The sequence below is a fragment of the Kaistella solincola genome, from assembly GCF_000812875.1.
In the GTDB taxonomy this organism is placed as follows: Bacteria; Bacteroidota; Bacteroidia; order Flavobacteriales; family Weeksellaceae; genus Kaistella; species Kaistella solincola.
This window is the reverse complement of sequence record NZ_JSYK01000003.1, coordinates 242,677-257,006: the sequence shown is the minus strand read 5'-3', so window position 1 is coordinate 257,006 and position 14,330 is coordinate 242,677. Positions and strand designations below refer to the sequence as shown.

Below are 14,330 nucleotides of genomic sequence, written 5' to 3'. Positions count from 1 at the left end.
TTTTTAAGCGCCGTACGGAATCCAGATATTCTTGATTTCTGTTGCGTGACGCAGAAATTCCGGACCTTCGCCGTGTTTCGGGTTCAGCCAGTTTCGGTATTTTCCGAAATTCACCCAGGATCTTTTCATCGACTCAGTAGATAATAATTCGATGTTTTTACTTCCTTCCGCGGTTCCGAAATACCAAATTCCTTCTACATTATAATGTTTCGCAAGTTCATTGGCTAAATCGTCTTTCGGACCGGTAACAATATTTACCGTTCCTGCAGGAACATCGGAAGTTTCCAGAATTTGATAAAAATCGGTTGCTGAAAACGGATTTTTTTCTGATGGAATTACCACCACTCTATTTCCCATCGCGATTGCCGGAATCACCGTAGAAATAAATCCTAAAAGCGGATTTTCTTCAGGACAGATAATTCCCATCACACCGACTGCTTCCGGCATTGCAAGTGTAACCATTCTTTGAACAGTGGAATGTGCTGCACCATCGTATTTATCGGTGTAAGCCGCGTAAGTATAGATTCTTTCGATTGATTTTTCAACCTCATCCTGCGCGGATTCCAAAGATTGGTTGGTCATTTCTACGATTCTTTCCGCAAATTCTTCCGCGCGAATGGCCAAATTTTCTGCGATATAATAAAGAACCTGCGCTCGTGCGTGACCGGTCATTCCGCCCCACGATTTTTCCGCGTGCGCCGCTTCCACAGCATTTCGGATGTCTTTTCGGTTTCCTTCAGAAACTTCGCCGATGTACTCACCGAAAGAATTGGTGATTTCCGTGCTGTAACCACCATCCGGGCGCGCCTGCTTTCCACCGATGTACATTTTCGTAGTACGGTCGATATCCGCTAAAATATTGGCTGCTTTTATACTGTTTTTTTGCTTTTCAGCTTTTGGCAAAACCGGTGCTGAAGTAAATTCGGCTTCCACTTTTGGTTTTAAATATTCATACAAACCTTCTCTTCCACCTTCGCGGCCAAAACCAGATTCTCTATAACCACCAAAACCTGCCGCTGCATCAAACTGATTTGTACAGTTGATCCAAACACTTCCGGCTTTGATTTTCGGTGCAATGTCTAAAGCTAAATTGATATTTTCTGTCCAGACACTCGCCGCCAAACCATATTTTGTATTGTTTGCCAACGTCAATGCTTCGGAGTGTGAACGGAAAGTCATGGCGACCAAAACCGGCCCGAAAATTTCTTCCTGTGCAATTACAGCGCTTGTCGGCACGTCGGTGAATAAAGTTGGCGGATAAAACCAACCGTTTTCCGGCAGTCCGTTTTTTGGTTGGTAAATGGTGCAACCTTCTTCGATGCCGATATTTACCAAATCTTTTATGGTTTTCAACTGAATCGGATCAACAATGGAACCCATGTCAACGGCTTTATCCAGCGGATCGCCGATGCGCAAAGTTTCCATGCGGGCGCGCAGTTTTTTGTAGAATTTTTCAGAAACAGATTCCTGAACCAATAATCTTGAACCCGCACAACAAACCTGACCCTGATTAAACCAAATTGCGTCCACAATTCCTTCAATTGCCGAATCTAAATCTGCATCTTCGAAAACGATAAACGGAGATTTTCCACCCAATTCAAGGGATATTTTTTTGCCGCTTCCTGCGATATTTGTTCTAAGAATTTTTCCGACTTTGGTGGAACCGGTGAAGGCAACTTTCTGGATGTCTTTGTGATTGACCAAAGCATTTCCGGCAACGGTTCCGCGACCTGTTACGATATTTACAACACCTTTTGGAAGCCCAACTTTTTCACAGATTTCCGCAAACAAAAGTGCGGTTAATGAAGTATATTCTGCAGGTTTTAAAACGATGGTATTTCCCATGGCTAAAGCTGGCGCCACTTTCCAGGAAAGCATCATTAAAGGGAAATTCCACGGAATAATTTGGCCGATAACGCCAACTTCCTGATAATCGCGGAATTCAGTATCCATGAGTTTTGCCCAACCTGCGTGGTGATAAAAATGACGTGCAACGATTGGAATATCGATATCGCGGGTTTCGCGGATTGGTTTTCCGTTGTCCAAAGTTTCTAAAACCGCAAAAAGGCGTGAATGTTTCTGAATCTGACGCGCTATTGCGTACAGATATTTCGCACGTTCAAAACCACCAATTGCTACCCATTCTGAAAGCGCGCTGTTGGCTGCCATCACGGCTTTGTCGACGTCGGTTTCGTCGGCTTCAGCGATTTTTGCTAAAAATTCTTTATTTGATGGATTGTTGGAATCCATATATTTCTTGGAATGCGGTTTCACCCACTCACCACCGATGAAAAGATCGAATGTTCTGTCGTGATTTTCTAAAAATTCTACCGCAGGAGCAGCAGTTTCCGGAGCGGGACCGTAAATCATGGTGTCGTATATTTCTTTGATTTCCATTATGTTGATATGATAAATTGGTAATGCGGTGAGGTGGTAATGAACCACAAAAGTCACAAATAATTTCGTTTTTTAAGTTTGTCAAAAGCTAAAAAAATGATGTTTTAGCTCCGAAAAAATAAAACTTTAATTTTAAACTTCTTTTTCCGTTTTCCGTTTTTCGTTGCGCCCCGACCTGAACGAAGCTCTTTTTTGCGAAATGCAATGGAGCAAAAAAAGCGGGAGTGGAGGGCGGAAAAAGGCGCCCAAAAAATTTACGCCATCGGATGACGGAAACTTGCACTGTATCTACCTGTTACGTAATGTTCCAGCTGTCTTTCGATGTCGCCAAGGAGCGAACTTGCGCCAAAACGGAAAAGTTCCGGCGTTAACCAGTCGTTGCCCAATTCTTCTTTTACCAAAATTAAATAATCCAGCGCCTGTTTTGCTTTCTGGATGCCGCCCGCCGGTTTGTAACCGATTTTGCAGCCGGTAAGCTCGTAATAATCTCGGATGCAGCGAATCATAACTAAACTGATCGCTAAAGTTGCGTTAACAGATTCTTTTCCAGTGGAAGTTTTGATGAAATCTGAACCCGCCATCATGGCAACCCAGGAAGCTTTGGCGACTTTGGTGTAGGTTGGGATTTCGCCGGTTGCCAGAATGGTTTTCATGTGCGCTTCGCCGCAAGCTTCGCGGCACAGGCGAATTTCGTTATACAGTTCCTGCCATTTGGATTCTAAAACCAGGTCGCGGGAAATTACAATATCGATTTCTGTAGCTCCCGCAGCGACTGATTTTTTAATTTCCGTCAGTTTTTCTTCCAGCGAAATTTTCCCTGCCGGGAAGCCGGTAGAAACTGCGGCAATTGGAATTGAAGTCCCTTTTAAAGCTTCTTTCGCAAACGGAATTAAGGTATGATAAACGCAGACCGCGCCTGTTGTAAGGTTGGCGTCCTGCATGTTCAAACTTTTTAAAATATCCTTACGCACCGGATTTTTCGCTTTTTCGCAAAGTCTCAAAACGTTTCCGCGCGTGTCGTCGCCCGCTAAAGTTGTAAGGTCGATCATTGAAATCGCCTTGAGCAACCAGGCGGCCTGAAATTCTTTTTTTACGCTGCGACGGCCCGTCAACGTTGATACGCGTCGTTCTATCGCGCTACGGTTAATATTGATAAAATCGAAATATTTGGTATTGAAAGGCAAACCTTCGTTTCTTGTCAAAATGGAATTTTCCGTGGTTTGAGCAGCATTTTTTTCTAATGTTTTCTGCATGAAATATATATTAAATTAGAAAATATTTGTGGTGATTTATATTCAGCAAAATTAACCATTTATCTTAAATAATATAGAGTGTCTTAAAATCAAAAAAGTATGCCCGAAAAGCATACTTTGTAAATCGTAAAAAAAAGCTGTTTAAACCCGTAATTGTCGGCTGATACTTTGCTCCAGCGAGATAAAAGTCTCGGTGCGGGTAACGCCTTTTAATTTTTGAAGTTTGTTTAATATCTGCATCAAATGATCGTTGTCGCGACATAAAACCTTCAGGAAAATGGTGTAATTTCCTGTGGTGTAATGTGCTTCGACGACTTCATTTACGTCCTGCAAAGCTTTTACCGCGTCGTGGTAATGACTTGGCTGCTCCAGAAAAACGCCGATGTATGAAACAACATTAAAGCCGATTTTCCGTGGATTTAGAAATGAAATAGAATTTTCTATAACTCCCGCCTGTTCTAGTTTTTTTATGCGCTGATGCACGGCAGTTGTAGAGATTCCGACATTTTTTGAGATATGCGCAAGCGAAGTTTTGGCATTGTCCATCAACATATAGATGATTTCCTTATCTATATTATCTAAATGATATTGTGTACTGACCGCATTTTTCATGTTTTATATATTTGGGTACCATAATAGATTATTATTAGCGATTACATTTTGGCATTAAAGGTAATTAAAATAGGAAAATGATCACTATATCCTCCTAAATATCTTGTCCCGGAATAAGTTCTAAACGGTCTGCCGGAAAATTTCTGATGCCAGTTCTGCAATTTTTCGTGGTTAAAAACTTTCGCATCTTTTACAGTTAAAGGGAAGTTTTCATCCAGAAAATGTCGCGTTAGCATCATTTGGTCAAAAAGTAAGCCACTTTTATAATGAAATGTAGAAAATTTTTCGTTTTGGTATAAGTGCAGAAAAGGATTAATCAGCGACTTCTCATAATCTTTGTCATAAGTAAAATCGGCAATCATTTCCTCATCGGGGTTTTCGTTGAAATCACCCATAATCACAACCGGTGCATTGGATACTTCAGATATTTCTTCAATTTTCTGTTTAAGGTCATTCAAAATATATTGTCTTCGTGATTTGTTGACATCTTTTTCTCGTTTCGAAGGCAAATGAAGCACAAAAACATTCAGCATTATATTTTGGTATTTTATTTTGCAAAATAAAACATCGCGCGTGGTATCAAAATATTCAAAATCTGCCGTTTTAACCGTGAAAAAATAAGAAAGTGGTTCCGATGAAATAACTTCGATTTTTTCTTTGTCGTATAACAGCGCGACATCCACACCGCGTTCGTCCATGGAGTTATAATGTAGAATTCCATATTTCGACTTAAAGGCCGGCAGGGCTATTAAATCTTCCAGTGGCTTTCTACCTTGGATTTCCGACAGCCCGATAAGCATCGGCAGTACACCTTCACGTTCTTCAATCATATGAAAAACGCCGGAGATCTTGAAAAGTTTATTTTGATATTTTCGTTCGTCCCAGTTCTGAAGTCCTGATGGCGTCGGGTCGCGCTTGTGTTTTGGCGGCGGATCCGGAGTGAACAGATTCTCCACATTATAAAACGAAACAATCTCGGTGTCAGCAGTGGTTAACATCATAAAAAAATTAGGCGCTAAAAGGGCAAAAAACTCGAAAATGTGAACTGCTTATTCGCCTAAAAGATCCGGGCGTTTTTCGCGGGTAATTCTCAATGCTTCTTCGTAGTGCCAGTCTTCAATTTTTTTTGAATTTCCGCTCAGCAAAATTTCGGGCACTTTTAAACCTTTGTATTCCGCAGGCCGGGTGTAAATCGGTGGTGAAAGTAAACCGTCCTGAAAACTGTCGGTAAGGGCAGATTGTTCATCATTTAAAACTCCAGGTAAAAGACGAATTACTGAATCAGCAAGCACGCACGCTGCCAGTTCGCCGCCGGTAAGCACGAAATCGCCAATGGAAATTTCTTTGGTGATATGCAGTTCGCGCACGCGCTGATCAATTCCTTTGTAATGACCACACAGAAAAATCAGGTTTTTCTGAATCGATAACGTATTTGCAATTCTTTGCGTTAAAGTTTCGCCGTCCGGCGTCAGATAAATCACCTCATCGTAGTCACGCTGAGATTTTAATTCGGATAAGCAGGCATCCAATGGTTCAATCAGCATCACCATTCCGGCACCACCGCCGTACGGTTCATCATCAATCTGCCGATGTTTTCCAATTCCCCATTCCCGCAAATGATGAAAATGTACTTCTACCAATCCTTTGTCTACAGCGCGTTTCAGGATGGAAGTTTCAAAGGGACTTTGCATCAGCTCCGGCAATACGCTTACAATATCTATTCTCATTGTTCGGTATTGTTCTTTTTGGTTGGAATAATGATGAGTCGCAATGAGGAATCTTTGTTTAAATAGCTCCACATCCAGTTTAAAAATATGGCGACTTTGTTGCGAACACTCAAAATGAGCATCAAGTGCAAAAACATCCAGAAATACCAGGCTAAAAGGCCTTGAAATTTAAGATTCGGTAAATCTACAACGGCGCGATGCTTCCCGATCGTTGCCATGCTGCCGCGGTCGATATACTCAAATTCTTCCCACTCTTTGAGGTTTTTTTTCAAAATATTCCGTCCCAGGTTTTTCCCCTGGTTAATGGCCACATTGGCCACCTGTGGATGCGCCGCAGGGTATTTTGGCGTTTCCATATGGGCGATGTCTCCTATTGCAAAAATATTGTCATAACCTTTCACACGGTTATAGCGGTCGGTTACAAAACGGTTTCTGATGATATTTTCAGGATTAATGCCGGCAATAATATTTCCGGTAACTCCGGCCGCCCAGATGACGTTATTGGCGGGAATGGTTTTGCCGCTTTCTGTTGAAACGAAATCACCGTTATAATCAGTAACCATTTCGTCGCGCATAAAAATTACACCAAGTTCTTTCAGATATTCATCGGCTTTTTGCTGGGCTTCCTCGCTCATCGTTTGCAAAGGAGTTTCAGTAGAACTGATGAGAATGATTTTCAAATCGTTGAAATTCATATGCGGATAATCGCGCGGCAGAATATCTTTCTTCATTTCTGCAAAAGCTCCGGCAAGCTCTACACCTGTTGGTCCGCTGCCCACAATAACGATATTCCAGTTTCCGTCATCGGTTCGCCGGCGTTCGCTGATGAGTTTCTCGAAGGTCAGAAGCACATGATTTCTGATAGAAATCGCTTCCTGAGTGGTTTTCATCCCAAACGTAAGCTTTTCCATCTTTTTGTTTCCGAAATAATTGGTTTTACAGCCGGTGGCAAGCACGAGTTTATCGTAAGTAAATTCGGAATCTGCAGTAATGATTTTATTCTGTTCGGGAATAATCTGCTGTACATCTGCAAGCCGATACTGAATATTATGGGAGCGCTGAAAAATTTTCCGGAAAGGGAAAGAAATATTGCTGGGTTCAATCCGCCCGCACGCAACCTGATAAAATAGCGGCTGAAACATATGATGGTTCACCTTATCGATGACCATCACTTTTTTTCTTTTATTATTTAAAGTTCTGGCCAACTGCAGTCCCGCAAAGCCACCGCCGACAATCACTATTTTTTCTCGTGCTTCCATTATTACAAAAATAGGAAAATTAAGCCCGAAAAACGGCTTTAAACTAGATAAAAAAAACCTTGAAAAATATTTCAAGGTTATGATTTTATTGTTTTACGATTTGCATCACTTTTTGCGTATTGTCGCTTAAAAGGTATCTCATCAGATATTTTCCGGGACGCAAACGGTCCAGCCGGATTTCTTCGGAATTTTTGTTCACCTGAAATTCTGCTACCTGCATTCCTAAAATAGAATAAAAGGTTACCGTTTTTATCTGAAGGGAAGTGTCATTGGTTTTCACCATCAAAAAATCACGCGCCGGATTTGGATATACTACCAAAACTCCTTCATCGTTCTTCTGATGTGTCGCCAGGCTTCGGTCAGCAGACTGCGCAAATACTGAATTTGTACCTACTGCTAAAACGCCGATAAACATTACAAAATATAAAAATTTTTTCACCTATTATTTCTTTTTTAACCTAATTATTATACAAAAGTATGAAATTCAACTTATAAATCTACACATTTTCAGCAAACTATAGTTAAATTTGCAAGCGATAAATCAATTATTATTCCAACCTTATGATAATCAACTCCAGAAACAGAAGACTCCGTACCACTCCCGCTTTGCGCGCTCTTGTTCAGGAAACTGTTCTCACAACAAATGATTTCGTGATGCCCATTTTCGTAATGGAAGGTTCACAAAAACAGGAACCCATTTCCGCAATGCCCGGAATTTTCCGCCGCTCAATTGATCTTACCGTTCAGGAATGCCGCGAACTTTTTTCTTTAGGTATTAAAGGGGTGAATCTCTATATGAAAGTTTCAGAAGATTTAAAGGACAATACCGGAAAAGAAGCCTGGAACAAAAACGGTTTGATGCAAAATACCATTAAAGCCATTAAAGATGCCGTGCCGGAAATGGTCATTATGCCCGATGTGGCGCTGGATCCTTATTCGATGTATGGTCACGACGGAATTATCAACAACGGAAAAATCGATAACGATGCAACCAACGAGGCACTAGTAAAAATGTCTGTTTCTCTTGCCGAAGCCGGCGCTGATATTATGGCACCCAGTGATATGATGGACGGACGTGTTGCAGCAATCCGCCAGGGACTTGAAGAAAACGGTTTCACCGATGTCGGAATTTTAAGCTATGCGGCGAAATACGCGAGCTCTTTTTACGGACCTTTCCGCACTGCGCTGGATTCTGCTCCGAAAGAAAATCAGGATATTCCAAAAGATAAAAAAACCTATCAGATGGATTTCCACAATTCTCGTGAAGCTTTAGATGAAGTTCTGAAAGACGTTGCCGAAGGTGCTGATATCATTATGATTAAACCGGGAATACCATATTTAGACATTGTTTCAAAAGTTCGCGACATGATCGATCTGCCAATTGCGGTGTACAATGTGAGCGGCGAATACGCAATGTTAAAAGCAGCCGCACAAAACGGCTGGCTGGATAATGACAAAGCAATTATTGAAAGCTTAACCTGCATTAAACGGGCCGGCGCCGATATGATTTTCACCTACGCAGCCAAAGAAGCGGCAATTCTTTTAAATAGTTAAAAGACTGAAAAAACAAAAAAAAAGAGCTTTTTAAGGCTCTTTTTTTTATAATGTCAATTTTAAAGCAATTTTATTCCGCTATTTCAGCCAAATTTCCTAAATTAAACAATCCCAAACATTTTTGATTGTCTTCTAAGGAAAGGAAATCCGAAAGATAATTGATCATTTTCGGTGTACTCCAATAACAGGCGATTCCGTGCGCTGTTGCGGTTAAATACATATTTTGCACACCCATCGCTACAGAAGCAACTTCTTCCCATTCCGGAACCAAGCCGCTGAAATTTGCATTAATGACTACAATTGCACTTGCCTGCTCACTTTTCAGGCTGATGTCATTATATTTTTTTTCCAAAAACAGGTTTTCAGGTGTAATTTCCTTGTAAATAGCAGCCATTTTTCTTCCGAGTTCCAATTTTTCTTCACCTTCAAAAACTTTAAAACGTCCTGGTTTTGTGCGCTTGTGGCTGGGTGCAAATTTCGCCGAGCTTACAATTTCCTCCAGAACATTTTTTTCGATGTTGCCACCAGCGTAAGATTTTGGAAATGTGCTTTTTCGGCTTTCAATGAGGGTTTTTAGAATTTCGGAATTTTTCATGTAAAGAGGGGGAAATTTTTACCAGATCTGTTCGATGACCTGGCTAATATTATTTAAGACAAATTCATCGCCCGGCTTTTTTCCAAACATTGTTTTCGCCATCGGGCTTTCTTCAGAGATCGCATAAAAGCGGTCGCCTTCAAAAAAGAATTCACCCAGCGACACCGAAATATAAAACCGCGCTTTGTTGGTGAAAATTATGGAACCAACCTGAACGCGCTCGGTTGGTGTGTTCAGCACTTTTCCGAGATTTCGCCGAAGATGGTTCAGCGAAGCCATTTGCTTTTGCATCTGGTAAATCTCCTCCTGCATTTCCTCGCGTATCGAATCGTATTTCGGAGTTTTTTTTATCTCGCGGCTCGCTTCCAGAGTAAATTCCATAAATCGCTCGAGCTTCTCGATTTTCTGAATAATTATATTTTGAATGTGACTGCGAACGTCACTTTTTATCAAGGTATTTTTCTGCATACCGCTTCCTTTTCAATTAAAGATAACAATTGTTTTCAGTAAAGCTGTTTGCAAATTTAAAGCCTAAAATTTTAAAGGTGTTCGCTAAAGTCCGGAAGTCATTTTCTGGCGTAAAGCTTCATATAAAATAGCACCACACGCCACTGAAACGTTAAGCGACTGCGTTTTACCAGCTATTGGAAGTTTAATTTTTTCATTGGAATGGTGTAAAACTTCTTTTGAAATACCGGTTTCTTCGTTCCCCATCACCAGCGCGCAAGGTTGCGTAAAATCTACATCATAAATCAACTTTTGCGCTTTTTCGGTCGCAGAAAAAACCTGCACTCCAGATTGCTGTAAAAAATCCACCGCATGCGCCAGATTTTTTTCCTTACAAATTTTAAGGTTATAAATTGCTCCCGCTGAAGTTTTTATCGCGTCCGAATTTAGCGGCGCACCACCCTTTTCAGGAATAATTACCGCGTCTACGCCTGCACATTCAGCAGTCCGACAAATTGCACCAAAGTTTCTAACATCAGTCAGCCGATCAAGAATCAGCAAAAAAGGAGTCTTTCCGGCCTCAAAAATTTCAGGTAAAACATTTTCAATGGAATGAAATGGCACATCAGAAATAAAAGCCACCACACCCTGATGATTTTTCCGGGTAAAACGGTTTAATTTTTCAACCGGAACATAGTTCGGGCGAATTTTATGCTTCGTGAGCAAGGCTTTCAATTCCGCATAAATAGGACCTTGCAAAGCATTTTGCAAAAATACTTTATCTACTGTTTTTCCTGCTTCAATCGCTTCAATGACCGGTCGCAGGCCAAATATAAAATCTTCTTTCATTTATTCTTTCGTTGCTGAAAAGGCATTTTTTTGCTTTTTACTGCGGCAAATTTACGAATCTAAAACTGTTCTCCTATTATCGCGCGTTTTTGCGCCATTACATAGCCCAGATGCTGGCTTTCGTGCATATTATTAAAAATAATCGCATCCTGAATATTTTTCAGATCCAGACCAAAACTCGTCGTGTACGGCGTATAATCCGAAAAGAAATCCGCGTCGTAATCTTTAATTAAAATTTTCGATGTTTCCGTCAGCAAATACGCCAAATCATCAACTTCCGATTGTTGAACGTTGAGGTTGGGTAAAGTTCCTTTTTTGTAGGTTTCAATCCAGTATTTATCAATCCGGAAAGGATTTCCGCTCAGATAATAGCACAGCAGCTGCTGCGTAGCTACCACGTGCGCGATGTTCCAGTAAATGTTATTATTAAAACCGTCCGGGATCAGCACCAGATCCCGCTGCGAAGTTTCGCGCAGGATTTCCAGCAGATTCAAGCGAACTTGCCGGTGTGCCTGAAAATGGTAATTCATTTGTGCAATTGTTTAGAATCTCAAAAATAGAGTAATTAACTGAAAATGACAAGACTTTCGGCGCATTAAACCTTGTTACCTTCTATCAAAATCAAATTTATTTGCCGCTAAACGGGCAAATTTTTGGTGAATTCAAAATCTGAAAAATTATTGTAAGTCGCTTTGGCAGGGAACATTAACAAACTTTAACGCTTCGTTGGCATTAATTGTGTTGATTGGTGTGCGTAAATATTGGAAATTTACACTTTAAACCGCACACCTCTATGTCAGAACTCACTCAAGCAGAAGATATCAGATTGTTAACAGAAAAAGTAAGAGAACAAAATTACTTTTTTTCGCTTTTAAGGCAGGAAATCAACAAAGCAATTATCGGACAGGAATATATGGTAGATCGCCTTCTGATCGGTCTTCTGGGCAACGGCCACGTTTTGCTTGAAGGTGTTCCGGGACTCGCGAAAACTTTAGCGATTAAAACTTTGTCCGATGCGGTACACGGAAATTTTTCCCGCATTCAGTTCACGCCGGATCTTTTGCCCGCGGATGTAGTGGGAACGATGATTTACAGTATTAAAGACAACGATTTTTCCGTCAAAAAAGGTCCAATTTTTGCAAATTTCGTGTTGGCCGATGAGATTAACCGTGCGCCTTCAAAAGTACAGTCGGCGCTGTTAGAAGCCATGCAAGAAAAGCAGGTAACCATCGGTGATGAAACCATGCCTTTACCAAAACCATTTCTGGTTCTAGCTACACAAAACCCGATTGATCAGGAAGGAACTTATCTTTTACCGGAAGCCCAAAGCGACCGGTTTATGCTGAAATGCACCATCACTTATCCGGATTTCGAAGCAGAAAGACAAATTATGAAAATGGTGGCAAGTTCTCATCAGCCCGTCATAACTCCCGTAATTTCTTTGGACCATATCACCGAAGCAAAAAAACTCATCAACCAGATTTACCTGGATGAAAAAATAGAAAAATATATTCTCGATATGGTTTTCGCCACACGCTTCCCGGATAAATACGGTCTCGGAGATTTGAAAAATTATATCAGTTTCGGTGCCTCACCGCGGGCTTCCATCAATCTATCAATTGCAGCGCGTGCCATGGCATTTTTGAAAAATCGCGCTTTTGTAATTCCGGAAGATGTGAAAGAAATCGCGAAAGACGTTTTGCGTCACCGTATCGGTTTAAGTTTTGAGGCGGAAGCCGAAGAAATTAATTCCGACCAAATTATCGATAAAATACTCGGAAAAATTCAGGCACCGTAAAATTCAAATTAAAACAAAAAAATTTCCCCTTAAAACGGCAAAAAATTTCAAAATTACTTCCGCACCACTGCAATGGAAATTAAAGACATCATCAAAAAAGTAAAACAGATCGAAATCCGGACGAAGAAAAAGTCCGAGGCTACTTTGATGGGTCAATACCACAGCGCGTTTAAAGGTCAGGGAATGACGTTTTCAGAAGTCCGGCCATACCAGTTTGGTGACGAAATCCGCCGCATCGACTGGAATAAAACTGCGCGCTTCCGCGAACCTTTCGTCAAAGTGATGGAAGAAGAACGCGAGTTGACGATGATGCTTTTGGTGGATATTTCCGCTTCGATGGATTACGGAACGCAAACACAGCTTAAGAAGGAATTTGTAGCAGAAATTGCCGCAAGCGTGGGTTTTTCAGCCGCCGGAAATAACGATAAAGTCGGTCTAATTTTGTATGCCGACAAAGTGTACAAAGTGATTCCGCCGCAAAAAGGCCGGAAACATATTCTGGCGATTATCAGTACTTTGCTGAGCGTAGATTATGTGCCCGCTGCAGCTAAACTGGAATCTGCGCTGGAATACATGATGACGATTTTCAAAAAAAGATCCTTAATTTTTCTTTTTTCAGATTTTGAAGATGCTTATGATTTAAAAATGCTTCGTGTAGCAGCTAGAAAACATCAGCTTTTGGGCTTGCGCGTTTTCGATTCTAAAGACGTGGAAATTCCGGATGTAGGTTATGCGCTTTTTAAAAATGCCGAAACAGGCCAACAAATTTGGGCAAATACTTCCAGCGCGCGTTGGCGATACGAATTTGCGGAAAAGCAGAAGCAAAAATTAAATCAGCTCACTGAAGATTTCGAAAGTTCTTCCGCAGCTTTACTCAACATCAATACCGGCGACGATTACGCGAAATCGCTGTACCAATATTTTAGAAAAAGATAGATTTTGAAAAATTTACAAATCCTTCTCTTTATTTTTAGCAGTGTTTTTACCTTTTCACAAACACTCAGCTCCAAGCTTGACAAGCAAACGCTGGCTTTGGGCGAACCTGGAATTTTGCGCATTCAGATTAGCGATTTACAGGCAAAAGACGTGCAGGCGGCGCCACAAAATGAGTTGCTGCCTTTTCACTTTGAAGAAATTAAAGACAGCATTGATAAAAAAGTTGAAACTTACGACCGAATTATTGAATTTGCCGTTTTCGAAGAAGGAAAATTCACCATTCCCGCGCTGGATTTTAAAATTGGAGGCAAATTATACCACACCATTCCGTATGAAGTTGAGGTCGTAAACACCGCGCAGAAAGGCGATGTCATTAACGACATCATGAAGAACAAAGAAGTCAAACTGGATGTCCGTGATTACTGGGAACTTTACAAATGGTATATTTTAGGCGCGCTCATTCTTCTGGCTTTGATTTTTGTAATTTATCAGATTGTAAAATACGCGAAGAGGCAAAAATCTTCACCCGCGGTGATGACCAACCAAACTCTCAAACAGCTGGACCAGCTGAAGAGAAAAAACTACATAGAAACAGGAAATTACCGGCTTTTCTACGTGGAATTGCTGGATATTTCGCGGAATTTCATTACCAAACAATATAAAATTCCGGCGGATGTTCTGTTAACCGATGATCTGATCGACGTGCTGAAAGTGAATAATGCCATTTCCCCGGAAAACGAAAAAATCGTGGAAGACATTTTTTTACGCGGTGATTTGGTGAAATTTGCAAAAATTTTCCCGGACCAGAAAGATATGCAGGAAGACTTTGACCGTTTACGAAATTTTGTGAAAACTTCAACCAAAGATTTAGAAACCGAGCAACTGCGAAATGGCGTGTAAATA

Annotated in this window: 15 protein-coding genes; 4 read left to right on the top strand and 11 right to left on the bottom strand. The window is 41.0% G+C overall.

Annotation, left to right across the window (positions count from 1 at the left end):
- Window positions 1-3: 3 nt before the first annotated feature.
- The 7 genes from OA84_RS05215 to OA84_RS05185 form a co-directional block, all read right to left on the bottom strand.
- Window positions 4-2,397 (bottom strand): aldehyde dehydrogenase family protein, encoded by a 2,394-nt coding sequence (locus tag OA84_RS05215; RefSeq protein WP_039345724.1) that lies wholly within the window; start codon window positions 2,395-2,397, stop codon window positions 4-6.
- Window positions 2,398-2,651: 254 nt separating this feature from the next.
- The gene (gene deoC, locus OA84_RS05210; RefSeq protein WP_052252128.1) at window positions 2,652-3,650 is read right to left on the bottom strand and encodes a deoxyribose-phosphate aldolase; all 999 of its coding nucleotides are present in this window, start codon (window positions 3,648-3,650) and stop codon (window positions 2,652-2,654) included.
- A 141-nt stretch (window positions 3,651-3,791) separates the two neighbouring features.
- On the bottom strand, window positions 3,792-4,262 hold the full coding sequence (locus OA84_RS05205) for an Lrp/AsnC ligand binding domain-containing protein (protein ID WP_039343443.1): 471 nt from the start codon (window positions 4,260-4,262) through the stop codon (window positions 3,792-3,794).
- A 41-nt stretch (window positions 4,263-4,303) separates the two neighbouring features.
- Entirely contained in the window at window positions 4,304-5,263 is a 960-nt protein-coding gene (locus OA84_RS05200; protein ID WP_039343441.1) for an endonuclease/exonuclease/phosphatase family protein, read from the bottom strand.
- Window positions 5,264-5,311: 48 nt separating this feature from the next.
- On the bottom strand, window positions 5,312-5,989 hold the full coding sequence (trmD, locus tag OA84_RS05195) for a tRNA (guanosine(37)-N1)-methyltransferase TrmD (protein ID WP_039343438.1): 678 nt from the start codon (window positions 5,987-5,989) through the stop codon (window positions 5,312-5,314).
- Window positions 5,986-7,248, bottom strand: coding sequence for an NAD(P)/FAD-dependent oxidoreductase (locus OA84_RS05190; RefSeq protein WP_039343435.1), 1,263 nt, complete (start codon window positions 7,246-7,248; stop codon window positions 5,986-5,988). Before OA84_RS05190 ends, trmD begins: the two co-directional genes overlap by 4 nt.
- 85 nt (window positions 7,249-7,333) lie before the next feature.
- On the bottom strand, window positions 7,334-7,687 hold the full coding sequence (locus tag OA84_RS05185; protein WP_039343432.1) for a T9SS type A sorting domain-containing protein: 354 nt from the start codon (window positions 7,685-7,687) through the stop codon (window positions 7,334-7,336).
- 122 nt (window positions 7,688-7,809) lie between these two features.
- On the opposite strand from OA84_RS05185, the gene hemB reads away from it, so the two are divergent.
- Complete coding sequence (gene hemB, locus OA84_RS05180) at window positions 7,810-8,802, top strand: porphobilinogen synthase (protein WP_039343430.1); 993 nt, start codon at window positions 7,810-7,812, stop codon at window positions 8,800-8,802.
- A 70-nt stretch (window positions 8,803-8,872) separates the two neighbouring features.
- Here the strand turns inward: hemB and OA84_RS05175 are convergent, their stop codons facing one another.
- The 4 genes from OA84_RS05175 to OA84_RS05160 form a co-directional block, all read right to left on the bottom strand.
- Complete coding sequence (locus tag OA84_RS05175) at window positions 8,873-9,397, bottom strand: nitroreductase family protein (protein ID WP_039343427.1); 525 nt, start codon at window positions 9,395-9,397, stop codon at window positions 8,873-8,875.
- A gap of 18 nt (window positions 9,398-9,415) precedes the next feature.
- Window positions 9,416-9,865: a hypothetical protein gene (locus tag OA84_RS05170; RefSeq protein WP_039343425.1), complete on the bottom strand. Its 450-nt coding sequence runs from the start codon at window positions 9,863-9,865 to the stop codon at window positions 9,416-9,418.
- Between the two features lie 84 nt (window positions 9,866-9,949).
- Window positions 9,950-10,693, bottom strand: a complete 744-nt coding sequence (rlmB, locus tag OA84_RS05165) for a 23S rRNA (guanosine(2251)-2'-O)-methyltransferase RlmB (protein ID WP_039343422.1) — start codon at window positions 10,691-10,693, stop codon at window positions 9,950-9,952.
- Window positions 10,694-10,752: 59 nt separating this feature from the next.
- A complete protein-coding gene (locus tag OA84_RS05160) occupies window positions 10,753-11,223 on the bottom strand; it encodes a DinB family protein (protein ID WP_039343421.1) in 471 nt (156 codons plus the stop codon).
- 263 nt (window positions 11,224-11,486) lie between these two features.
- Between OA84_RS05160 and OA84_RS05155 the strand changes: the two genes are divergently transcribed.
- The 3 genes from OA84_RS05155 to OA84_RS05145 all read left to right on the top strand — a co-directional run bounded on the left by OA84_RS05155 (window position 11,487) and on the right by OA84_RS05145 (window position 14,327).
- Complete coding sequence (locus OA84_RS05155; RefSeq protein WP_039343418.1) at window positions 11,487-12,491, top strand: AAA family ATPase; 1,005 nt, start codon at window positions 11,487-11,489, stop codon at window positions 12,489-12,491.
- Between the two features lie 72 nt (window positions 12,492-12,563).
- The gene (locus tag OA84_RS05150; protein WP_039343416.1) at window positions 12,564-13,427 is read left to right on the top strand and encodes a DUF58 domain-containing protein; all 864 of its coding nucleotides are present in this window, start codon (window positions 12,564-12,566) and stop codon (window positions 13,425-13,427) included.
- Window positions 13,428-14,327 (top strand): BatD family protein, encoded by a 900-nt coding sequence (locus tag OA84_RS05145; protein ID WP_052252126.1) that lies wholly within the window; start codon window positions 13,428-13,430, stop codon window positions 14,325-14,327. It begins immediately after the preceding gene.
- Window positions 14,328-14,330: the final 3 nt, after the last annotated feature.

Excerpts from the sequence above, each read along its gene's own strand:
- deoC (WP_052252128.1), bottom strand. The coding sequence starts at position 3,650 with ATGCAGAAAACATTAGAAAAAAATGCTGCTCAAACCACGGAAAATTCC.
- hemB (WP_039343430.1), top strand. The coding sequence starts at position 7,810 with ATGATAATCAACTCCAGAAACAGAAGACTCCGTACCACTCCCGCTTTG.
- OA84_RS05200 (WP_039343441.1), bottom strand. The coding sequence starts at position 5,263 with ATGATGTTAACCACTGCTGACACCGAGATTGTTTCGTTTTATAATGTG.
- OA84_RS05190 (WP_039343435.1), bottom strand. The coding sequence starts at position 7,248 with ATGGAAGCACGAGAAAAAATAGTGATTGTCGGCGGTGGCTTTGCGGGA.
- OA84_RS05160 (WP_039343421.1), bottom strand. The coding sequence starts at position 11,223 with ATGAATTACCATTTTCAGGCACACCGGCAAGTTCGCTTGAATCTGCTG.
- trmD (WP_039343438.1), bottom strand. The coding sequence starts at position 5,989 with ATGAGAATAGATATTGTAAGCGTATTGCCGGAGCTGATGCAAAGTCCC.
- OA84_RS05175 (WP_039343427.1), bottom strand. The coding sequence starts at position 9,397 with ATGAAAAATTCCGAAATTCTAAAAACCCTCATTGAAAGCCGAAAAAGC.
- OA84_RS05215 (WP_039345724.1), bottom strand. The coding sequence starts at position 2,397 with ATGGAAATCAAAGAAATATACGACACCATGATTTACGGTCCCGCTCCG.
- OA84_RS05155 (WP_039343418.1), top strand. The coding sequence starts at position 11,487 with ATGTCAGAACTCACTCAAGCAGAAGATATCAGATTGTTAACAGAAAAA.
- OA84_RS05150 (WP_039343416.1), top strand. The coding sequence starts at position 12,564 with ATGGAAATTAAAGACATCATCAAAAAAGTAAAACAGATCGAAATCCGG.
- OA84_RS05205 (WP_039343443.1), bottom strand. The coding sequence starts at position 4,262 with ATGAAAAATGCGGTCAGTACACAATATCATTTAGATAATATAGATAAG.
- rlmB (WP_039343422.1), bottom strand. The coding sequence starts at position 10,693 with ATGAAAGAAGATTTTATATTTGGCCTGCGACCGGTCATTGAAGCGATT.
- OA84_RS05170 (WP_039343425.1), bottom strand. The coding sequence starts at position 9,865 with ATGCAGAAAAATACCTTGATAAAAAGTGACGTTCGCAGTCACATTCAA.